The organism is Neptunomonas sp., assembly GCF_016744175.1.
GTDB lineage: Bacteria > Pseudomonadota > Gammaproteobacteria > Pseudomonadales > Balneatricaceae > Neptunomonas.
This window is the reverse complement of record NZ_JADGEV010000007.1, coordinates 79,974-100,209: the sequence shown is the minus strand read 5'-3', so window position 1 is coordinate 100,209 and position 20,236 is coordinate 79,974. Positions and strand designations below refer to the sequence as shown.

Below are 20,236 nucleotides of genomic sequence, written 5' to 3'. Positions count from 1 at the left end.
CGTTGAAGCAAAGTTGGAGAAGCCTGTGAGCCAAGATCAAGTATTCGCTGAATGGAAAGAACGCGAAGCGACAGCGGAAGCAATGATTCCTTTGATCGGTCGTTTGTACCGTGATCGTAATATCGAAACTTCTGTTTATGGTCGTCTGATTGTTAAGCGTTCTGTAATTGATGTGCTTAAAGCACACCGTTATGTACGCCAGATGGAAGCTCAAGAGCTGACCGTGCTAGAAACATACCCTGTGCTTGAAGCACTTGAGTCTCTAGATGTGAGCGGTGCTCATGTTGATGTCGGTAAAATGGCAGCGCAGTTCCGTGAGAGTGGTAATGGCCGCACCATGAAAGAGTTTCTTGAGGAGCAGCTTTCCTCAGTTATTGGTGTAGAAGATCGTCAAGGTACTGATGTTGTGCTTTACGGTTTCGGTCGTATCGGTCGTTTGTTAGCACGCTTGCTAATAGAGCGCACTGGTGGTGGTCAGTCTTTGCGCTTGCGTGCGATAGTTGTACGTAAAGGGAAAGCTGATAATGACCTAGAGAAGCGTGCTAGCCTACTGCGTCGTGATTCTGTTCATGGCTCTTTTAAAGGTACGATTCAGATAGATGAAGAAAATAACACACTGATTGCTAATGGTAATGAGATTAAAGTTATTTTTGCCAACGCTCCGGATCAAATTGATTACACCGAATACGGTATTAAAAATGCTATCGTTATTGATAATACGGGTATGTGGCGTGACAAAGAAGGTCTGTCTTTACACCTTAAATCAAAAGGTGTTGCGCGTGTTTTGTTAACGGCACCTGGTAAAGGTGTTAAGAATATTGTGATGGGTGTTAACCATCATGATATCGAAGATGAAGACTTGGTTCTGTCTGCAGCGTCGTGTACTACTAATGCAATTACGCCTGTTTTGAAAGCGGTAAACGATGTTTACGGTATCGAGAATGGTCATGTTGAAACAGTTCATTCTTATACAAACGACCAAAACTTGATCGATAATTACCATAAAGGTGATCGTCGTGGCCGCGCTGCTGGTCTTAACATGGTTATCACTGAGACGGGGGCAGCTAAAGCTGTTTCTAAAGCATTACCTATCATGGAAGGCAAGTTGACGGGTAACGCTATTCGAGTACCAACACCGAATGTCTCAATGGCAATTTTGAACCTTAATCTTTCAAAAGAAGTTGATCGTGATGGTTTGAATGACTACCTTCGTGAAGCGTCATTGCACTCTCCATTGCAGAAGCAGATTGCTTATAGCAACTCTCCAGAAGCTGTGTCGAGTGATTTTGTTGGGTCGCGTGCTGCGGGAATTGTTGATGCGCTTGCAACTATCGCAACAGGTAATCGTTGTGTGGTCTATGTGTGGTACGACAATGAATTTGGCTATAGCTGCCAGGTAATTCGTATGGCTCAGAAGATGGCTGATGTTACTTTGCCTGCTTTCCCGAAGGCGAATAAATAGTTGATATTTGTCAGGAAAAAAACCGCTTAGTGCGGTTTTTTTTGATTTTTTATTTGATATAACTAAATAGAATTAGCTTATAATAATTACGTCTAGGTGATTTGCCTAACTAAGCCCAAGGTAGCAGCGGTTTACGCAAGTCTCTTTGTAGATATAGGGTGTGACGCTCAGGTATACTTGGAATGTTTTTAGGTGGGGTTATTCGTTTTCTTAAATAAGAAGATCAGAAGTGGGTTTTTTAGCAAAAAGCTAAGCAGATTCATTTATCTGACGTGAAGGAAACTAGATCTCGAAAAATTTAATCGTGATTGGGTGAGGTGTATGATCAAGATCAATAAAGGTCTAGATCTACCGATAACGGGTTCTCCGACACAGGCTGTTAAAAGCGCTGTAGCGGAAGTTCGGTCGGTCGCCGTGATTGGGCCAGACTATGTTGGTTGTAAACCAACAATGGCCGTCAAGGTGGGTGATCGAGTGAAACTCGGTCAAGTGGTCTTTTCCGATAAGAAAACTGAAGGTGTTCACGTAACTGCCCCTGGTGCTGGTGTAGTAACTGAAATCAATCGAGGAGAGCGTCGGGTTCTTCTATCGGTTGTTATTGAGCTGGATGCCGAAGAAGAAGTGATAGAATTTGCACGTTATGACGCTGATAAGTTAGCAGACGTGACGCGCGATCAGGTTGTTGAAAACCTCCAAGCTTCTGGCTTGTGGACGGCGTTTCGTACGCGTCCATTTAGTCGTGTGCCTGCAGGATCAACTGTCCCTGTTTCTATTTTCGTAACTGCAATTGATACTAATCCTTTGTCGCCGGATCCTTCGTTATTCATTAATGAATATGCTGATGATTTCGCCAATGGTTTGAAGTTGCTAACTAAACTGCCTGAGAAAGCCGTTTATCTGTGCAAGGCTCCAGGTACAAAAGTACCGAGCGTTGATGGTGTTACTGTTGAAGAGTTCGACGGTCCTCACCCTGCAGGTAATGCGGGCACTCATATTCACCATCTTGACCCTGTGTCTCGGACAAAAACAGTCTGGACTATTGGCTACCAAGATGTAGTTGCGTTAGGTAAGTTATTTACCGACGGGCGACTATTTGTTGAGCGCTTTGTGTCAGTTGCTGGGCCGCATGTTAATAAATCTTCTATTCTTAAAACCCGTGTGGGCGCTAAGTTAGAAGAGTTAACCGTGGGTCTGTTGCCTACTGGCGAAAACCGTTTAATTAATGGTTCAGTTTGGAATGGTCGGACAGCTAAAGGTCCGTTAGCATATCTGGGACGGTATGCAAATCAGGTAACCGTGTTGACCGAAGGAAATAAACGTGAATTTCTTGGTTGGGTAATGCCCGGCGCTAATAAATTCTCTGTTCTGAACGTGTTTACATCGTTCCTCTCGTCTGGCAAAAAGTTCGATTTCACAACCACCACAAATGGTTCTGAACGAGCAATGGTTCCTGTGGGGCAGTTTGAAGAACTGGTTCCGCTGGATATTTTGCCAACTCAATTGCTACGTGCGCTAGTCACTGGGGATATCGTTGCTGCAATGCAGTTAGGTTGCCTAGAACTCGACGAAGAAGATCTGGCTCTTTGTACTTTTGCTTGCCCTGGCAAGTACGAATACGGACCAATCCTTCGCGATAATCTGACGCGCATAGAGAAAGAAGCCTAAGAGAGGCAGCGTATGAGTATCAGAAATATACTTGATAAAATGGAGCCGCATTTCCATAAAGGCGGCAAGTACGAAAATTGGTATGCGTTGTTTGAAGCGGCAGATACCATTTTTTATACACCTGCAACTGTTACCAAAACAGCGGCACATGTGCGGGATGGTATCGATCTTAAGCGTATGATGATCCTGGTTTGGATGTGTACTTTTCCAGCAGTTTTTGCGGGCTTGTATAACGTCGGTTACCAAGCAAATACAGCAATGGCTGGAATGGGTCTTACTGAGGCTGAAGGCTGGCGTGGTGCGATTGCCGGTGCATTATCTGGGTTTGACGCAAGTAGTGTGTGGGATAATCTTATCCACGGGGCTGTTTACTGGCTTCCTATTTATGTAACAGTCTTTATTGTCGGTGGCTTCTGGGAAGTATTGTTTGCTATGAAGCGTGGGCATGAAGTTAACGAAGGTTTCTTCGTGACCTCAATCTTGTTTGCATTGATTCTTCCACCAACGATTCCACTATGGCAAGTAGCCCTAGGTATTAGCTTTGGTATAGTTATCGGTAAAGAAGTGTTTGGCGGAACAGGTAAAAACTTCCTGAACCCTGCGCTAACTGGCCGTGCATTCCTGTTCTTCGCCTATCCAGCGCAAATGTCTGGTGATGCTATATGGACAGCTGTTGATGGTTTCTCAGGAGCAACGCCATTAGGTTTGGCTGCAGCGGGTGGTGTTGACGCCATTCTTGCGCAAAATCTTACATGGATGGATGCGTTCTTAGGACAGATACAGGGCTCTGTAGGTGAAACCTCCACTATCGCAATTATGATAGGTGGTGCTGTATTACTGATAGCAAAAATTGCTGCATGGCGTATTGTTGCTGGTGTGTTTGCTGGCATGGTTGGATTGTCTGTATTGCTGAATTTGATTGGTTCAGATACTAACCCGATGTTTGCTTTACCGTTCTACTGGCACTTTGTGTTAGGTGGATTCGCATTTGGTATGTTCTTTATGGCTACCGATCCGGTTTCAGCATCGATGACGAATACCGGCAAGTTCTACTTTGGAGCACTAATCGGCATCATGGTGGTGTTAATTCGTGTAGTTAACCCAGCATTCCCAGAAGGGATGATGCTAGCGATTCTGTTCGGTAACTTGTTCGCACCATTGATTGACAACTTTGTCATTCAGGCGAACATTAAACGGAGGATGGCACGTAATGTCGGCTAATAACGATACTATCGGTAAAACGATTACCGTCACCGTATTACTTTGTGTGGTCTGTTCTGTCATTGTATCTGCTGCAGCGGTTCTTCTTAAGCCACAGCAGATTGCGAACAAAGAGTTAGACAGAAAGACAAACATTCTGGCAGCGGCTGGTTTGATGGACTCTTCAAAAACGGTTGAGGAGCTTTTCTCTCAGATCACAACGAAAGTGATTGATTTGGAAACAGGCAAATTCACTAGTGAAGTTGACGCAGCAACATTTGATGCGCGTAAAGCTTCTAAAGACCCTGCTCTATCAAGCGCACTGGATCGTAAGATTGATATAGCATCAATTAAGCGTCAGGCTAAATACCAGACTGTCTACTTGGTTGAGACTGAAGGGAAGCTTGAGAAAGTTATCCTGCCGGTTCATGGGTATGGCTTATGGTCGACACTGTATGGATTCCTTGCTTTAGAAGGTGATCTTAATACAGTCGTTGGTTTAGGTTTTTACTCTCATGCTGAAACGCCTGGGCTGGGCGGCGAAGTAGATAACCCTCTCTGGAAGTCGCAGTGGCCGGGCAAGAAAGTTTATGCTGATGGCGCTATGGAACCATTGTTGGGCTTGATTAAAGGTAAGGTGAACCCTGATGCTGCAAATGCAGCTCATCAAATCGATGGTCTTTCCGGTGCGACGCTTACCAGTGATGGTGTGTCTCGTATGGTGAAGTTCTGGATGGGTGAAAACGGGTATGCGCCGTTTCTTACTAACCTGAAAGCTGGAGGGGTGTAATCATGTCTGAAACTAGAGATATTTTGACGGGCCCTATCGTCAGAAATAACCCGATTGCATTGCAGATTCTTGGTGTGTGTTCCGCTTTGGCGGTAACAACGAACATGAATACTGCGTTGGTAATGACGCTAGCGGTAATCGCAGTAACAGCATTTTCAAATATGTTTGTGTCTATGATTCGTAATCATATACCCAGCAGTATTCGTATTATCTGTCAGATGGTTATTATCGCATCGTTGGTAATTGTTGTTGATCAGATTTTGAAAGCGGTAGCTTATGATGTGTCTAAGCAGTTATCAGTTTTCGTGGGGTTGATTATCACGAACTGTATCGTAATGGGTCGTGCTGAAGCCTTTGCCATGAAAAACCCTCCCGGGATCTCTTTCATGGATGGTATTGGTAATGGTTTGGGTTATGGTGCTGTGCTGATGTTTGTTGCTTTTTTCCGCGAATTATTCGGATCAGGCAGCCTGTTTGGAATCGAAATTCTTCCATTAGTCACTAATGGTGGTTGGTATCAGGCGAATGGTATGATGTTGTTGCCGCCAAGTGCTTTCTTTATCATCGGCGGATTCATCTGGATTATACGTGCCTATGATAAAAAGCAAGTAGAGGCTCCTGAGTTCATCATGTCGCCAAACTCTAAGAAGGGGGCTGTATAATGGAACAATATATCAGTCTTGCTATTAGGGCTATCTTCGTCGAAAACATGGCGCTGTCCTTCTTTCTTGGGATGTGTACTTTTCTGGCTATTTCAAAGAAAGTGCAAACCGCTATTGGTCTGGGTATTGCGGTGATTGTCGTACTTGCGATCACTACACCTATCAATAACTTGCTTTATAACGGCTTGTTGCGTGAAGGCGCATTGTCGTGGGCGGGTTATCCGGAAGTAGATCTGAGCTTTTTGGGCTACATCTCTTATATTGGCGTTATCGCTGCGATCGTACAGATCCTCGAAATGGTATTGGATAAGTTTTTCCCAGTACTATATAACGCGTTGGGAGTGTTCCTTCCTTTGATCACTGTAAACTGTGCCATTATGGGTGCTGCTCTCTTCATGGTAGAGCGTGACTATAACTTTGGTGAGAGTGTTGTTTACGGTGTCGGTGCGGGTGTTGGTTGGGCGTTGGCAATTGCTGCGTTGGCGGGTATTCGTGAAAAATTGAAATATAGCGACGTTCCAGAAGGATTACGTGGCCTGGGCATTACCTTCGTTACTGTTGGTTTAATGTCTCTCGGTTTCATGTCTTTCTCTGGTGTGCAGCTGTGATTCTGCTCAGACGTGATCAACAAAAGGATGGATTAAGCCTATGAATGCTGAAATCGTTCTCGGTGTTGTCATGTTTACCGTTGTAGTGCTTGCACTTGTAGCGGTAATTCTGGCAGCCCGTTCAAAATTGGTAAGTTCTGGTGATGTGACTATTCACATCAATGATGATCCAGAAAAAGCGATCACAGTGCCTGCGGGCGGTAAGCTTCTGCAGACACTCGCAAACGTTGGTATCTTTGTGCCATCGGCTTGTGGTGGTGGTGGTACATGTGCGCAGTGTAAATGCCAGGTTCTTGATGGTGGTGGCTCTATGCTACCAACGGAAGAGTCTCACTTTACAATGCGTGAAGCAAAAGATGGATGGCGCTTGTCATGTCAGGTTGCTGTAAAGCAAGACATGAACATTGAGCTTGAAGAAGAGATCTTTGGTGTTAAAAAATGGGAATGTACGGTTGAATCAAACCCTAACGTTGCTACTTTTATCAAAGAGCTAACATTGCGATTGCCTGACGGAGAGAATGTAGATTTTCGTGCAGGTGGTTATGTGCAATTGGAAGCGCCTGTTCATGAAGTTCATTATAAAGACTTTGATATTGAAGAAGAATATCGTGGTGACTGGGATAAATTTAACCAGTGGAAGTATGTTTCTAAGGTAACTGAGCCAGTTATCCGTGCATACTCTATGGCAAATTATCCTGAAGAGGTCGGTATTGTTAAGTTCAATATCCGTATCGCTTCTCCGCCCCCAGGTAAAGATGATCTGCCTCCGGGTCTTATGTCTTCTTATGTGTTCAGCCTTAAGCCGGGTGATAAAATCACTGTATATGGTCCGTTTGGTGAGTTCTTTGCAAAAGATACTGACAATGAAATGGTCTTCATCGGTGGTGGTGCCGGCATGGCGCCAATGCGTTCGCATATTTTCGATCAGCTCAAACGATTGAAATCTACACGTAAGATTTCGTTTTGGTACGGTGCTCGTTCATTGCGTGAGTGTTTCTACAATGAAGAATATGATCAGCTTCAGGCTGAGAATGAAAACTTCAAATGGCACTTAGCTTTGTCAGACCCTCAACCAGAAGATAACTGGGATGGTATGTCGGGCTTTATCCATAATGTGTTGTATGAAAACTATCTTAAGGACCATGAAGCGCCTGAAGATTGTGAGTTCTACATGTGTGGACCGCCTATGATGAATGCCGCAGTTGTTCAAATGCTGGTAGATTTAGGTGTGGAGCGCGAAAATATCTTGCTTGATGACTTTGGTGGTTAAGCCTTGATAGATGCACTTTATCGTGCCGCTAAATGGCCGGCAGCATTGCTGCTGGCCATTTTGTTTTTAGCGGGCTGTAGTGAAAACAAACAGAAAATTGAAATCGTTTCCTTCTCAGGGGTAACGATGGGTACTACATACACCGTAAAATGGGTGGGTGGTAATGAGGCTCAGATAAGCGCTATTCGTAAGGAAGTAACAACGGCGTTACTCAGTGTTAACCAAGCTATGTCTACTTATATAGCAGATTCTGAGTTATCACTTCTTAATCAGTTGCCGGTAGAAGGTGAAGTAGAGCTAAGTGATTCATTATTCTTTGTATTAAGCCTGGCTCAACGTATTAGTAAAGAAACGCTAGGTGCTTTTGATATTACAGTTGGGCCACTCGTTAACTTATGGGGCTTCGGGCCAGATGGGCGTGCATTAAGAGCACCCACTGATAGTGATATTTTGCTCTTACAGGAATCTATAGGATTTGAAAATTTAGTGCTTAGCAGTACTCCACAAAAAGCGTTGAAGAAAACCGCTTTATACATAGATCTTTCCGCTATTGCGAAAGGCTATGGTGTTGATGTCTTGGCTAGCATTATGGAAAAAAATAATATACGTGATTATTTGGTAGAGATTGGTGGTGAGCTAAGAGCTCAAGGCCATAAGCCGAACAATCAGGACTGGAAAATAGCGATTGAAAGCCCTGTGAAAGGTGAACGAAAAGTACAAAAGGTGCTCAGTATAAGTAATACCGGGATTGCTACTTCAGGTGATTATAGGAACTACTTTGAAGAAGAGGGTATTCGCTATTCTCATACAATTGATCCCAATACGGGTAAGCCGATTGCGCACAGGTTGGCTTCTGTTACGGTGTTGATGCCTACCTGTGCGGAAGCAGATGCAATGGCTACGGCCTTCATGGTTATGGGTGAAGAGCGTGCATTTGAATTTGCAGTTAAGCATGATGTTGATGCTTTTTTTATTATAAAATCTAATCAAAATTTTATTGAAAAAATGACACCGGGTTTTGATAAACGCTTGGTGAAGTGAGGTTTATATGGGTATTTTTATTTTTGTTTTTGCGGGATTGATGTTAATCATTTTGGCTATGTCGGTAGGCGTTATTATGGGAGGAAAACCAATCGCTGGTTCATGCGGTGGCATGGCTAATCTGGGTATGGATACGGCGTGTGATATTTGTGCGGGTGATAAGTCTATTTGTGAAGACGAAGACGAAAAAAATCGTCGTATCGCTGAACTGGCAAAATCAACAGATCTAGCTTATGAAGTTAAGTCTAAAAGCTGATTGTTGTCTGTCCCGTTGTGGCTTATTCTGCACTATGTGGTCCTAAGTAACTGACAATAAAAGTATAAAGATAAACTAAGGGGATATTGATGGCTGTTTATGACTATGACGTTGTCGTGATTGGTTCAGGTCCGGCAGGAGAAGGAGCGGCAATGAATGCTGCTAAGCACGGACGACGTGTTGCGATTGTTGAAGAGCAAGATTCTGTTGGTGGTAACTGTACACATAAAGGGACTATTCCTTCAAAAGCGTTACGTCACGCGGTTAAGCAGATCATCGAGTTTAATACTAACCCAATGTTTAGAGACATTGGGGAGCCGCGCTGGTTCTCTTTTTCAAAAGTGCTGAAACGCGCTGAAAAGGTTATGTCTAATCAAGTTATGTTACGTACTAATTTTTATGCACGTAATCGCGTTGATGTATTTTTCGGAAGAGCCGAGTTTGAGAATAATAACACCATCATAGTAAAAGAAACGGCGAAAGGTGATGAGACTCTGCGCGCCAAAAGTGTAGTTATTGCTTCAGGGTCACGCCCGTATTGCCCACCAGACATTGATTTTACCCATCCGCGTATTTATAACTCAGATACCATCCTTAAGTTAAGTCATACACCGCGAACATTGATTATTTATGGTGCTGGTGTAATCGGCAGCGAATACTGCTCTATTTTCAGCGGTCTTGGTGTAAAAGTTGATTTAGTCGATACTCAGGATCGTTTATTGTCATTTCTTGATGGCGAAATATCTGATGCACTAAGTTATCACCTTCGAAATACAGCTGTTAAGATTCGCCATAACGAAGAGTATGAAAGCGTAGTGGGTGATGAGCACGGTGTTATTCTGAACCTGAAATCAGGTAAGCGTATTCGTGCAGATGCTTTTCTTTGGTGTAATGGCCGAACAGGGAATACGGATAACATGAACCTTGAGGCGAGCGGGCTCAAGGCTAATAGCCGTGGTCAGTTGACCATCGACAAGCATTATAAAACTGACGTGGAAAATATTTATGCCGTCGGTGATGTTATTGGTTGGCCAAGTCTCGCTTCTGCTGCCTTGGATCAAGGTCGATCTGCTGCTGCTGATTTGGTTGGGGCTGATAATTTTCGCTACATCGATGAAGTACCCACAGGGATTTATACTATTCCTGAGATTAGCTCGTTAGGTAAAACTGAAGAAGAGCTAACAGTTGAGCGAGTTCCTTATGAAGTTGGGCAAGCTTTCTTCAAAGACACTGCGCGTGCGCAGATTTCAGCTCAGCCTGTGGGCATGTTAAAAATCCTATTTCATCGTGAAACGTTGGCTATTCTTGGTATTCACTGTTTTGGTGATCAAGCGTCTGAGATTGTACATATCGGGCAGGCTATTATGCGTCAAGAGGGCGAAGCAAATACGATTGAGTATTTTGTTAATACTACGTTTAATTACCCTACAATGGCTGAAGCGTATCGTGTTGCTGCCATTGCTGGTTTGAACCGTATTGCCAATTTGTAAAGGTATTCTGATAGTAAAAAGGCCGAGCTAATTAGTCTCGGTCTTTTTTTTGGATATCGTTCTGATAAAAGCTGTCTTCATAGTACTTGCCTTTGATGTCTAGCTTGTTTTCAATAAAACGATTAAAGCGGCTCCATATTAAAAATGCAGGTGTCATCATGATTCCGATGGCTAGCATAAGGCCACTGCCTTCATAGCCTTCGGGCATTTGAAGGGTTACCCAGTCAATAAATCCTAGGTGGCGGCAGAGTAAATACCAGCCTATTAAAAAGGCAAATCCTACACCTGTGGCTAAATGATGGAGCGTGTTACTGCTCATGGTAAATTATTTCCTGTAAAGATGAATGCGTAAGCTTGGTAAAAAAGGTTCGGGGTCAATAAGACTGTCTGAGCGTTGAGCCCGGCTGCGCACTGCCGGCGGAGTACTTGTCAGTAAATTATGCTCGGGTAATTTCTCTATTTTCAAGAGAGGAACAAGTATAGGTAGGGGGCAATTTTTTGCAATACGCTGCCAGCTATCATTCCCTTTTTTCCATGCTATGTTAGCACGCACAACAGGCACTTGGTTTTGAATCTGCGCTAATATTGTTTTTTTGTGCAATGGCGAAAGTTTTTCTATTTGCCTAACAATGTGTGGTTGAGCAGTATCTAGTTTTAGTAGCATTTGCATTGCGCTTTCAGCCGTAAATTTCTTAATACTACGCCCACTGTTGTACCAGCTGAATCTTATATTGTGGGGTGTGGAATCGACTAATGGTATGTGTCGGTAGCACTGTTTCAAGTGGATGCGCCCTAGCCCATGATAGTTCAGTGTGATGGCCAATGCTCTTGAGCGGTGTTGTAGTTGTTCAGACGCGGTGTTTAATTCAGATTTTGTCAGTTGGCCAACGCTTGCTCTAAGCTGATCCTTCTTTGAATTTAAATTTATAGCAGCGTCAATAATGGAAGTGCTTGCACCGACTAATCCGTAACTAGATTGTGTTCGACGACCATCGGTATCATCGGTATGCCAAATATTGGTGTAATAATGACGAGCTTTTAGCAGTAATTGGTGCTGCGGTAGATCACCATTGCTTTGGCAGGGGAGTGATACGGGGAGTTCTGAAGAGGATAGTTGCTGGTCGAAGTCATGTAAGGACTCAGCGAACTGCTCAAAAGAATTAACTATATCAGTAAGTAAGGCAGGGGTGATTGCCATCTTCTTTACAGACTGTCTTCTGCGATGCGAGGTGGTTGAGTTTGTATTACTCTCTGCGCGATTAACATCCTACAATTTTCAGGCATGCGGTAGAAGGATATTGCTATATGATTATTTTCCTCGTCCTTAATGATTCGCTGAACTTTAGCGTAAAGTAATACTCCTAATAGAGGATTTGAAAAAATCAGTTTGATTTCTAAATAGTCTCCGACACTGTAGAGATTATCTAACGTTTCAAATTGCATCCCCCCTTCGCTTAAATTGACGGATTGTTTTGTTAGCCGCTCAATTTTTAAGCCACTGTTGGCAAGGGTGCGAGTTATTAATTCAATTTTTTTTGTGTGTAGGGTAAATAGTTTTGCTAATAAGGGTTGAGATTCATAAAGCTGAACTAGCAAGTCGGTTTGTTGTTTGTCAATTTCTTGAACATCGGAAAGCAATTCAAAATAAGGAGATACTTCAAATTGGGCAGGTTTACTAGATTGCTCCGCTTCTTCGGGGGTGACCTTTTGTACTTCTAAAGCGACATTTTTTTCGACCCTATAAAATTGCCTACGCTCCTGGCTCATAGTCACCTCCTATTCACTTATATGTGGCTAGAGTATAGCGGAGATTTTCTTAATATTGTTAGAGTTACTAACCCAACTGTGATTTAATCCGCACCCATGTTTAGACCCTTTTCTTTATACGTCGGCTTGCGGTATACCGCAGCGAAACGCAGCAACCATTTCATCTCATTTATCTCCTTGGTATCAATGCTAGGGCTGATGTTAGGGGTTGCTGCACTAATTCTTGTTTTGTCTGTAATGAATGGCTTTGACCGTGAGTTAAAAGACAGAATCCTTGGTATGGTTCCACATGCAACAATTACCGGTTACGAGGCGCCGATACCCAATTGGCAGCAGTTAGCATCGACTGTAGAGCTGGACTCAAGAGTTGTCGCGACAGCTCCTTTTATTAATGCGCAAGGAATGCTGACGCACGCAGGGCAAGTTCGTGGCGTAATGGTTCAAGGGGTTAACCCTGTTGCAGAAAGTAAAGTATCTATTGTCTCTGATCACATGCTGAACGGCGAATGGAGTAACCTGAAAAGCGGTGAGTTTGGTGTGGTTCTGGGTGATTTGTTAGCGCGTTATTTGGGAGCGCGTATGGGGGATAAAGTCACCTTGGTGTTGCCTGAAGCCTCTATAAGTGTTGCGGGAGTTACGCCTAGACTAAAGCGCTTTACTGTCGTAGGTATCTTCTCGGTTGGTGCAGAACTTGATAGTTCTCTTGCCTATATTCATATTGATGACGCTGCACGCTTGAAGCGTATTCGCGAAGGTGTGGAAGGCGTGAGGGTGACATTTAAGGATCTATTTACAGCGCCAGCAGCAGCCAGAGAGATCACATCTACACTCGATGGGTACTATCTTGTTTCAGATTGGACACGCACTCACGGTAATCTCTTTCAAGCTATTCAAATGGAAAAGAAAATGATTGGCTTGCTACTGTTTTTAATCGTGTTTGTCGCTGCTTTTAATATTGTATCTACGCTGGTAATGGTCGTTACAGATAAAAAGTCAGATATCGCAATATTGCGTACGTTGGGAGCAACCCCGGGCATGATTATGCGTATTTTTATGGTCCAAGGAATTGTAATAGGATTTGCGGGCACATTATTTGGTGCAGGTCTTGGTGTACTTTTAGCGCTTACGGTAACAGACTTGGTAGCGTGGGTTGAGCAGGTGTTAGGTATTCAATTTTTATCATCAGATGTTTACTTTATTAGTTACTTGCCATCACGTTTAGATTGGAATGATGTGGGTGTAATTGGCGGCTCCGCTTTATTGATCAGCTTCTTGGCAACGCTTTACCCTGCGTGGAAAGCATCTAGGACTCAACCAGCAGAGGCTTTACGTTATGAATAATGAGTCTGTTATGGTTTGCCGTGATGTTGGTAAGACATATGTGGAGGCTGGAGCTCCTTTAGAAGTGTTGAAAGACGTTTCTCTGAATATCATTAAAGGAGAAAGAATTTCAATTATCGGCACCTCTGGATCTGGGAAAAGCACTTTCTTGAATATTTTGGGAGGACTAGAAGCCCCAAGCCAAGGAGATGTGTGGGTTGGAGGTGAGTCTCTCTACGATGTATCAGAAGAAAAAAGAGCACAAATTCGTAACCGCCAGCTAGGGTTTGTTTATCAATTTCATCACCTGCTACCTGAGTTTGATGCGGTCGAAAATGTTGCTATGCCATTGCTACTGGGCCGTGTTGATATTAAAGAGGCTCGTAGCCGTGCAAAAGAAATGCTTAATGCTGTTGGTTTGTCTGCTAGGTTGTCGCATAAACCTGCACAGCTGAGTGGAGGGGAGCGTCAGCGCGTTGCCATTGCTAGAGCTTTGGTAACAAGGCCAGCATGTGTGCTGATGGACGAGCCAACGGGGAACTTAGATAACAACACTGCTAATGATGTGCAGCGTTTGATGGATAGTTTGAACCAAGAATTTCAAACCTCGTTTATCATTGTGACACACGATTCAGAGTTGGCTCATAGAATGGATAGAGTCTTAGAGTTGCGTGACAATGGTTTGTATGAGGTGTAACTGTATTTGTTTAGTTGTTTCTTCTTTTTGACCATGTTTTTCGCACATGCCAAATCCATAAAGAAGAGACTGTAAAGTAAGAAATTACGCTGAAAACAACGCCGCAAAACAGTGAGCCAGTTAAAAGTGGCCACCATATAGCAGAAAGGTCATGTGATAGAGCTTTATAAGTAAACTCTAATTCCATTTCAAGAATAGGCGTGCCAAGTAGGTAAGTTCCAACTACATAGCTGAAATAAAATATTGGTGGAATCGTAATTGGGTTTGTAATCCAAACTAGGCCAACTGATATAGGTATATTGCTGCGTATAAAGAGAGATAGGATCGCAGCAATGATCATTTGCATAGGTACTGGCAAAAAAGCACAAAAAACACCAACGAGAAAAGCCTTGGCGACAGACTTGCGCGTCAGGTGCCAAAGCGCTGGGTCATGTAAATGACAGCCTAGCCAGCTAAGATGTTTGTGATTACGTAGCGATGACTCATTTGGCATAAACCTTTTGATAAGCTTCCGAGGCATAGGAAGTATACTTCATCAGAAAAAGATAAACGTATTATGCACAGCGTAGCTGTGTAAGCCAACATAGAGATCAAGGATGATCATATATATTGTAGGTTTTTTCGTAATAGCTTGGCTCTCCTCTTTACCGTCCCTTTATTGGCTGCTTGGTTTTCCTATTATATGGGCCGTCTTTTTTTACTGCGCACGAGCATTTCATCTGCCCTTATTGGCATTTATGGCAAGCTGTATTATTTCGGTGTCGTATGGGCATACACAGCTAATGCACCGCTTGCAGCCATCAGATGCTGCTTCTACATGGCGTGTGAAAGGTGTCGTTGTCGGGCTTCCTGAGCAGCGAAGTAAGCATATAAAATTTTACTTACATGTAAACAGTATTGAAAACTCTGTACAGGCTTCGCCCCTGCATAAACCGCGCCTAATAAGGTTGAGTTGGTATCATGCTGATGAGTTGTTTAAACCTGGTGACTTACTTCAGCTCGAGGTGAAGTTGCGCCCCCCTCATTCGTTATGGAATCCAGGTGGTTTTGATTATGAGCAATGGGCTTTAGGGCGGGGAATTGATGCGGTTGGGTATGTAAAAAAGTCATCTGGCCACACGTCTGCTCTTGGTGTGTCGATAGATTTGTGGAGATTTGAGTTTGTTTCTTGGCTTGGCAGCCGCTTTCATGATGAACCGGTTGTTTTGTCAACACTAAAGGCGTTGTTGTTGGGTGATAAAAGTAGTTTGAAGGATTGGCAGTGGTCTTTGCTACGTAACACCGGTACTACTCACTTAATGGTTGTAAGCGGGTTGCATATTGGTATTTGTGTTGCTTTTGGCTGGTGGTTTGGGCGTGCTGGTGCTGCTTTAATGTATGGAGGTCGGGAGTCCACGACTCCTCGTCACTGGTTTTCGGTTATTAGTGCTTTATTACTTAGTGGTTGTTATGTCGCGATAGCTGGCTTCAGTGTCCCCACACAGAGGGCGTGGATCATGGCTGCGGTTTTGCTTGGAGGGCAGCTTGTTATGCGCCGCCCGAGTGTGTGGTTTCGTTGGTGGTTGGCGATGGCTATTGTATTAACTTTACAGCCGCTAGCGGTACATGATATTGGATTTTGGTTGTCATTCTCAGCGGTCGCTACTTTATTGTTCCTTGTCACTATTAGACAACACGCTATGTGGCCATCATTAATTAAAAGCCAATGGTGGATAGGGCTAGCATTAAGTCCATTGATGTTTTTGTTCTTTGGGCAAGTCTCTGTCAGTGCACCTTTTATAAATATTCTAGCTATCCCATTTTTGTCAGTACTTCTTTTGATGACAATTCCATCGATGCTGCTAGAAATTATAGATGTGGATTGGGGGATAGAGCTTATTAGTGTATTGATACAGCTTTTATGGGCAGGTTTAGCATGGGTGGATGGTGTAAGTGAGCATTGGGTTGTTGATTTGCAGGCGCCTAGTAAGCTAGCTTTTGTGTTTGCAGCTTGTGGTGTGATTATGGTGCTCCAGCCGGTAAGCAGTAAGCTGAAAGTGTTAGGCGTTATGTGTTGGCTCCCGATGTTTTCACCACCTATCAAGGTAATCCCTGAGGGACGAATGAGCGCCGTTGTTTTTGATGTGGGGCAGGGTACATCTGTTTTCATAAGAACAAGAGGGCATAGCCTCTTATATGACACGGGTGCTGCGTACCCGAATGGTAATACCGCTTTTGAGAGGTCCGTCCTGCCCTATTTGAAGCTCCAGGGAATTCAATTGTTAGATAAGCTAGTTGTTAGTCATGATGATAATGATCATGCAGGTGGTGTTACTGCCGTAATGAAGGAAATGAAAATTGGTGCATTAGAAAGTGGGATGCCAAATGCTCTTCAAGGTGATGCTCAGCGCTGCCAGACGGGTGTCAGTTGGCTGTGGGACAGTGTGGAGTTTCGTTATATTCACCCTGCGCCTAGGGAGGGTGCAACAGATAATGACCGATCATGTGTGTTAGAGGTGCGAAGTAATGGGTGCAGTTTATTAATAACAGGGGATGTTAGCAGTCGTATTGAAGAAGAAATAGTTACCAGTAATACTTTGCCTGTTCACTGGCTGGTAGCAGGGCATCATGGTAGTAAAACATCGACAGGGTCAGTTTTGCTGGATGCGTATCAACCAGAAAGTGTAATCATATCTGCAGGTTTTCTTAATCGATATGGTCATCCTCATAGCAGTGTTGTTTCTCGTGTCCGAGAAGGTGAGAGTAATATTTATCGTACCGATCAGCAGGGGGCAATAATTTTGAATGAAACGGCTGAAGATGAATGTCGTGTCCAAACATGGCGGCAAAAAGAAAAACGTTATTGGACAACCAATTGAGAGCATATTCCAATGGATTTCAGTATGTTAAAGTAGCTCGATTCTAAAGGAGAACTAAACGTGTTTGAATTGATCGCATCAGGTGGTTGGCTAATGATTCCTATCATTGGTTGTTCGGTATTAGCGCTGGCTATTTGTATGGAGCGGTTGTGGGAGCTGCGAGCAAGTAAAATTGCTCCCCCTGATTTAATGAAGAATGTATGGGGTTGGCTCAAAAGCGGCGCAATGACTGCAGAGCGAATGAAAGAAGTCAAGAGAAGCAGCCCTCTCGGGCGGATTGTAGTTGCTGGGCTTAATAATGCCCGTCATGGTCGAGAGATTATGAAAGAAAGCATTCAGGAAGCTGCAACTCAAGTTATTCATGAATTAGAGCGTTTTTTGACTGCATTGGGCACAATTGCGGCCATAGCTCCTCTGATTGGTTTGCTGGGAACCGTTATTGGTATGATAAAAGTGTTTACTGAAATCATGATCCAAGGAACAGGTAATGCATCTGTATTAGCGGGGGGAATCTCTGAAGCACTTATTACTACGGCATCAGGGTTAGCCGTTGCCATTCCTACCTTAATATTCCATCGACACTTTCAACGTAAGATAGATTCCCTTGTTATTGAAATGGAGCAGCAGGCTGTTAAGTTGGTTGAGGCTGTTCATGGCGAGCGTGATGTTGATCATGATAAATAGCGGAGATTTATTGTGAAATTTCAGCGCCAAAATAGGGAAGAGGTAAATGTAAATCTTACTCCGCTAATCGATGTGGTGTTTTTGTTACTTATTTTTTTTATGGTATCTACTACGTTTACAAAAGAGAGCCATCTTGAGATTGATTTGCCGCAAGCATCTGAAGAAGCCACGGTGCAAGACGCAATCAAAGCGATAGAAATTATTATTGATGAAGAAGGCCAATATAGCGTTAATGGTGCCCCATTAGTCAATACTCAGGAAAAAACGTTGCGCCAAGCAATGCTTAAGCTAATCGAGGGCGATGACAAGCCTGCGTTAGTTATTACAGCTGATGCTAAAACTCCTCATCAATCAGTAGTGACGGCCATGGATGTGTCTGGGAAGCTGGGTTTTGAGAAGCTTAGTATTACCACAAAGCAGTCTGCAGAATAAATGAGTGCACTTGAAAAGGCTTGGTACGATGGTTCTCGTTGGCCATTGCTGCTTTACCCTATAGAAAAACTATTTATTGCAGTTTCAGGGGCTCGCCGTACAAAACAAGAATCAAAGCAATGGCGCGCTCCGGTGCCTGTTATTGTTGTTGGTAATATTAATGTTGGTGGGACAGGAAAGAGTCCGCTGGTCATCGCCTTAATTAGGCAGCTACGTGATATGGGGTATCATCCAGGCGTCGTGAGCCGAGGGTATACAGCCTCTCCTCCCAAATATCCATTTAGTGTACTCCCAAGTTCGATGTCGAAAGAGGCGGGCGATGAGCCGTTGATGATTGTGAGGCGCATGAAAGTGCCGATGGTGATCGACCCAAATCGAGTTGATGCATGTAAGGAATTACTGAAGGTACATGGCTGCGATATAATTATTAGCGATGATGGCTTGCAGCATTATGCGATGGGACGTGATATCGAAATAGCGGTAATTGATAGTAATAGGGGGGTAGGTAATGGGCACTGCCTTCCCGTGGGTCCCTTGCGTGAACTGCCCAGCAGGCTAAAAGAAGTTGATATGGTCGTCGTCAATGGCGACGGTGGTTTTGCTTATGAACAAGCTTTTAGCATGCAGCTGTTAGCCACTGAGTTGGTAGAGATTAATAGTGGTGCAAGCCAAGATATCTCTATGTTAATAAAGACTAATGTTAATGCAGTGGCAGGTATAGGTAATCCAGAACGGTTTTATAGTACTTTAGATGAGCTAGGTTTTACTTTTGCTAAACATAGCTTTTCTGATCATCATTTATTTAAGGAAATGGATATTACATTTGATGATGGCCTTCCTGTTATTATGACAGAGAAAGATGCGATGAAATGCAAAGGGTTGAAAACTAAAAACAGGGTTTACTTCTTGCGGGTCGATGCGCAATTGCCAATTCGGTTTACTCAGCAATTAAGTGAGCTGCTAAGAAATTACAAAGAGAGTGATATTAATGGATAAGCAATTATTAGATATTTTGGTCTGCCCTGTTTCGAAAGCACCAGTAGAATACCATGCTGAAACTAACGAATTAATCTGTCGTACTAGCGGCTTAGCCTACCCTGTTCGGGATGACATTCCTGTTATGTTAGAAAGTGAAGCAAGAACATTAACGTCAGACGAACGATTGAAAGAAAAATAGGATATATCAATGGGATTCAGCGTAATAATACCTGCTAGATTTGCCTCGAGTCGATTACCTGGTAAGCCGCTCGTGGACATTGCGGGCAAACCTATGGTACAGCATGTATATGAGCGTGCACTGAAAAGTGAAGCTGAGCGTGTCATTGTTGCTACAGATGATGAGCGTATTGCTGAGGTTGCTTCAGGTTTTGGTGCTGAAGTATGTATGACAAAGGCTGATCATCCGTCGGGTACCGATCGATTGCAGGAAGTCGTGCATACTTTAGGGTTTTATGCGGACGATATTGTTGTCAACGTACAGGGTGATGAACCATTAATTCCACCTCGGGTTATTAACCAGGTTGCGCATAATTTAAAAGCAGAGCCTGATGCAGGAATAGCAACATTATCTGAGCCTATTGAAGACATTACTAGTTTAATGAATCCTAATGTAGTTAAAGTCGTAACCGACTATCGTGGCATGGCAATTTATTTCAGTAGAGCACCTATTCCTTGGCCTAGAGATGAGTTTTCTATTAGCCAAAATGAGATGCCCTCCAGCTATAAATGGCAGCGCCATATTGGTATTTACGCGTATCGTGTGAAAATGCTAAATGAGTTTGTGCGTTGGTCACCTGCACCTATTGAAGAAACCGAATGCTTAGAGCAGCTTCGGGCTATGTGGAATGGGGCTCGAATACATGTTGAAGTGGCTGATGAATTGCCGCCTGCTGGTGTTGATACGCCAGAAGACCTAGAGCGTTTGCGTGAGTTGTTTAAGTTGCAATAAGCGTTATTGATAAAATGTTGCAGCTTTTTGCGTTTTACTTATTGGCAATGCTTTTGGTCTAACATTTACTGGGCGCTTAATTAAAA

22 protein-coding genes are annotated in these 20,236 nt (G+C 43.5%); 18 read left to right on the top strand and 4 right to left on the bottom strand.

The genetic code is table 11. The features are described 5' to 3' along the window. Window positions 1-25: 25 nt before the first annotated feature. The 10 genes from QZZ55_RS04850 (at window position 26) to sthA (ending at window position 10,444) form a co-directional block, all read left to right on the top strand. On the top strand, window positions 26-1,462 hold the full coding sequence (locus tag QZZ55_RS04850; RefSeq protein WP_293265901.1) for a glyceraldehyde-3-phosphate dehydrogenase: 1,437 nt from the start codon (window positions 26-28) through the stop codon (window positions 1,460-1,462). Window positions 1,463-1,783: 321 nt separating this feature from the next. Then, window positions 1,784-3,127, top strand: a complete 1,344-nt coding sequence (locus QZZ55_RS04845) for a Na(+)-translocating NADH-quinone reductase subunit A (protein ID WP_293265899.1) — start codon at window positions 1,784-1,786, stop codon at window positions 3,125-3,127. A 12-nt stretch (window positions 3,128-3,139) separates the two neighbouring features. Continuing rightward, window positions 3,140-4,348 (top strand): NADH:ubiquinone reductase (Na(+)-transporting) subunit B, encoded by a 1,209-nt coding sequence (locus tag QZZ55_RS04840; protein ID WP_293265897.1) that lies wholly within the window; start codon window positions 3,140-3,142, stop codon window positions 4,346-4,348. Next, window positions 4,338-5,117 carry a Na(+)-translocating NADH-quinone reductase subunit C gene (locus tag QZZ55_RS04835; protein WP_293265895.1) on the top strand — a complete coding sequence of 260 codons (780 nt, stop codon included), beginning with the start codon at window positions 4,338-4,340 and terminating at the stop codon, window positions 5,115-5,117. The genes QZZ55_RS04840 and QZZ55_RS04835 overlap by 11 nt, the downstream gene beginning before the upstream one ends. A gap of 2 nt (window positions 5,118-5,119) precedes the next feature. Further along, window positions 5,120-5,779: an NADH:ubiquinone reductase (Na(+)-transporting) subunit D gene (locus QZZ55_RS04830; protein ID WP_293265893.1), complete on the top strand. Its 660-nt coding sequence runs from the start codon at window positions 5,120-5,122 to the stop codon at window positions 5,777-5,779. Continuing rightward, window positions 5,776-6,387, top strand: coding sequence for an NADH:ubiquinone reductase (Na(+)-transporting) subunit E (nqrE, locus tag QZZ55_RS04825; protein ID WP_236591140.1), 612 nt, complete (start codon window positions 5,776-5,778; stop codon window positions 6,385-6,387). The genes QZZ55_RS04830 and nqrE overlap by 4 nt, the downstream gene beginning before the upstream one ends. A 40-nt stretch (window positions 6,388-6,427) precedes the next feature. Then, on the top strand, window positions 6,428-7,657 hold the full coding sequence (nqrF, locus tag QZZ55_RS04820; RefSeq protein ID WP_293265890.1) for an NADH:ubiquinone reductase (Na(+)-transporting) subunit F: 1,230 nt from the start codon (window positions 6,428-6,430) through the stop codon (window positions 7,655-7,657). Between the two features lie 3 nt (window positions 7,658-7,660). Beyond that, window positions 7,661-8,698: an FAD:protein FMN transferase gene (locus tag QZZ55_RS04815; RefSeq protein WP_293265888.1), complete on the top strand. Its 1,038-nt coding sequence runs from the start codon at window positions 7,661-7,663 to the stop codon at window positions 8,696-8,698. A gap of 7 nt (window positions 8,699-8,705) precedes the next feature. Continuing rightward, on the top strand, window positions 8,706-8,954 hold the full coding sequence (gene nqrM, locus QZZ55_RS04810; RefSeq protein WP_293265886.1) for a (Na+)-NQR maturation NqrM: 249 nt from the start codon (window positions 8,706-8,708) through the stop codon (window positions 8,952-8,954). 89 nt (window positions 8,955-9,043) lie between these two features. Further along, window positions 9,044-10,444, top strand: coding sequence for a Si-specific NAD(P)(+) transhydrogenase (sthA, locus tag QZZ55_RS04805; protein WP_293265884.1), 1,401 nt, complete (start codon window positions 9,044-9,046; stop codon window positions 10,442-10,444). A 31-nt stretch (window positions 10,445-10,475) separates the two neighbouring features. Here sthA and QZZ55_RS04800 read toward each other — a convergent pair whose 3' ends face one another. Genes QZZ55_RS04800 through QZZ55_RS04790 form a run of 3 tightly spaced genes read right to left on the bottom strand, consistent with a single transcriptional unit; the run spans window position 10,476 to window position 12,211 of the window. Beyond that, window positions 10,476-10,763, bottom strand: a complete 288-nt coding sequence (locus QZZ55_RS04800) for a hypothetical protein (protein WP_293265882.1) — start codon at window positions 10,761-10,763, stop codon at window positions 10,476-10,478. A gap of 6 nt (window positions 10,764-10,769) precedes the next feature. Further along, on the bottom strand, window positions 10,770-11,642 hold the full coding sequence (locus QZZ55_RS04795; RefSeq protein WP_293265880.1) for a hypothetical protein: 873 nt from the start codon (window positions 11,640-11,642) through the stop codon (window positions 10,770-10,772). A gap of 5 nt (window positions 11,643-11,647) precedes the next feature. Next, window positions 11,648-12,211 (bottom strand): PilZ domain-containing protein, encoded by a 564-nt coding sequence (locus QZZ55_RS04790; protein ID WP_293265878.1) that lies wholly within the window; start codon window positions 12,209-12,211, stop codon window positions 11,648-11,650. Between the two features lie 96 nt (window positions 12,212-12,307). On the opposite strand from QZZ55_RS04790, the gene QZZ55_RS04785 reads away from it, so the two are divergent. Both QZZ55_RS04785 and lolD read left to right on the top strand, forming a co-directional pair. Next, complete coding sequence (locus tag QZZ55_RS04785) at window positions 12,308-13,552, top strand: lipoprotein-releasing ABC transporter permease subunit (protein WP_293265876.1); 1,245 nt, start codon at window positions 12,308-12,310, stop codon at window positions 13,550-13,552. Continuing rightward, window positions 13,545-14,228 carry a lipoprotein-releasing ABC transporter ATP-binding protein LolD gene (lolD, locus tag QZZ55_RS04780; protein ID WP_293265874.1) on the top strand — a complete coding sequence of 228 codons (684 nt, stop codon included), beginning with the start codon at window positions 13,545-13,547 and terminating at the stop codon, window positions 14,226-14,228. The genes QZZ55_RS04785 and lolD overlap by 8 nt, the downstream gene beginning before the upstream one ends. 10 nt (window positions 14,229-14,238) lie before the next feature. Here the strand turns inward: lolD and QZZ55_RS04775 are convergent, their stop codons facing one another. Next, window positions 14,239-14,721 carry a DUF2062 domain-containing protein gene (locus tag QZZ55_RS04775; RefSeq protein WP_293265965.1) on the bottom strand — a complete coding sequence of 161 codons (483 nt, stop codon included), beginning with the start codon at window positions 14,719-14,721 and terminating at the stop codon, window positions 14,239-14,241. 103 nt (window positions 14,722-14,824) lie between these two features. Here QZZ55_RS04775 and QZZ55_RS04770 point away from each other — a divergent pair, with 103 nt between their 5' ends. From QZZ55_RS04770 to kdsB, 6 genes are read left to right on the top strand one after another with little or no spacing between them, the layout of a single operon-like run. Further along, the gene (locus QZZ55_RS04770) at window positions 14,825-17,086 is read left to right on the top strand and encodes a DNA internalization-related competence protein ComEC/Rec2 (protein WP_293265872.1); all 2,262 of its coding nucleotides are present in this window, start codon (window positions 14,825-14,827) and stop codon (window positions 17,084-17,086) included. Window positions 17,087-17,146: 60 nt separating this feature from the next. Next, window positions 17,147-17,770 carry a MotA/TolQ/ExbB proton channel family protein gene (locus QZZ55_RS04765; RefSeq protein ID WP_293265870.1) on the top strand — a complete coding sequence of 208 codons (624 nt, stop codon included), beginning with the start codon at window positions 17,147-17,149 and terminating at the stop codon, window positions 17,768-17,770. 12 nt (window positions 17,771-17,782) lie between these two features. Then, complete coding sequence (locus tag QZZ55_RS04760) at window positions 17,783-18,202, top strand: biopolymer transporter ExbD (protein WP_293265868.1); 420 nt, start codon at window positions 17,783-17,785, stop codon at window positions 18,200-18,202. Next, complete coding sequence (lpxK, locus tag QZZ55_RS04755; RefSeq protein WP_293265866.1) at window positions 18,203-19,198, top strand: tetraacyldisaccharide 4'-kinase; 996 nt, start codon at window positions 18,203-18,205, stop codon at window positions 19,196-19,198. Continuing rightward, on the top strand, window positions 19,191-19,379 hold the full coding sequence (locus QZZ55_RS04750) for a Trm112 family protein (RefSeq protein WP_293265864.1): 189 nt from the start codon (window positions 19,191-19,193) through the stop codon (window positions 19,377-19,379). The genes lpxK and QZZ55_RS04750 overlap by 8 nt, the downstream gene beginning before the upstream one ends. A 9-nt stretch (window positions 19,380-19,388) precedes the next feature. After that, on the top strand, window positions 19,389-20,150 hold the full coding sequence (kdsB, locus tag QZZ55_RS04745) for a 3-deoxy-manno-octulosonate cytidylyltransferase (protein ID WP_293265862.1): 762 nt from the start codon (window positions 19,389-19,391) through the stop codon (window positions 20,148-20,150). The last annotated feature ends 86 nt before the right edge of the window (window positions 20,151-20,236 follow it).

Coding starts and splice junctions, on each gene's coding strand:
- QZZ55_RS04845 (WP_293265899.1), top strand. CDS start 1,784: ATGATCAAGATCAATAAAGGTCTAGATCTACCGATAACGGGTTCTCCG.
- QZZ55_RS04840 (WP_293265897.1), top strand. CDS start 3,140: ATGAGTATCAGAAATATACTTGATAAAATGGAGCCGCATTTCCATAAA.
- QZZ55_RS04835 (WP_293265895.1), top strand. CDS start 4,338: ATGTCGGCTAATAACGATACTATCGGTAAAACGATTACCGTCACCGTA.
- QZZ55_RS04830 (WP_293265893.1), top strand. CDS start 5,120: ATGTCTGAAACTAGAGATATTTTGACGGGCCCTATCGTCAGAAATAAC.
- nqrF (WP_293265890.1), top strand. CDS start 6,428: ATGAATGCTGAAATCGTTCTCGGTGTTGTCATGTTTACCGTTGTAGTG.
- nqrM (WP_293265886.1), top strand. CDS start 8,706: ATGGGTATTTTTATTTTTGTTTTTGCGGGATTGATGTTAATCATTTTG.
- sthA (WP_293265884.1), top strand. CDS start 9,044: ATGGCTGTTTATGACTATGACGTTGTCGTGATTGGTTCAGGTCCGGCA.
- QZZ55_RS04800 (WP_293265882.1), bottom strand. CDS start 10,763: ATGAGCAGTAACACGCTCCATCATTTAGCCACAGGTGTAGGATTTGCC.
- QZZ55_RS04795 (WP_293265880.1), bottom strand. CDS start 11,642: ATGGCAATCACCCCTGCCTTACTTACTGATATAGTTAATTCTTTTGAG.
- QZZ55_RS04790 (WP_293265878.1), bottom strand. CDS start 12,211: ATGAGCCAGGAGCGTAGGCAATTTTATAGGGTCGAAAAAAATGTCGCT.
- QZZ55_RS04785 (WP_293265876.1), top strand. CDS start 12,308: ATGTTTAGACCCTTTTCTTTATACGTCGGCTTGCGGTATACCGCAGCG.
- lolD (WP_293265874.1), top strand. CDS start 13,545: ATGAATAATGAGTCTGTTATGGTTTGCCGTGATGTTGGTAAGACATAT.
- QZZ55_RS04775 (WP_293265965.1), bottom strand. CDS start 14,721: ATGCCAAATGAGTCATCGCTACGTAATCACAAACATCTTAGCTGGCTA.
- QZZ55_RS04770 (WP_293265872.1), top strand. CDS start 14,825: ATGATCATATATATTGTAGGTTTTTTCGTAATAGCTTGGCTCTCCTCT.
- lpxK (WP_293265866.1), top strand. CDS start 18,203: ATGAGTGCACTTGAAAAGGCTTGGTACGATGGTTCTCGTTGGCCATTG.
- QZZ55_RS04750 (WP_293265864.1), top strand. CDS start 19,191: ATGGATAAGCAATTATTAGATATTTTGGTCTGCCCTGTTTCGAAAGCA.
- kdsB (WP_293265862.1), top strand. CDS start 19,389: ATGGGATTCAGCGTAATAATACCTGCTAGATTTGCCTCGAGTCGATTA.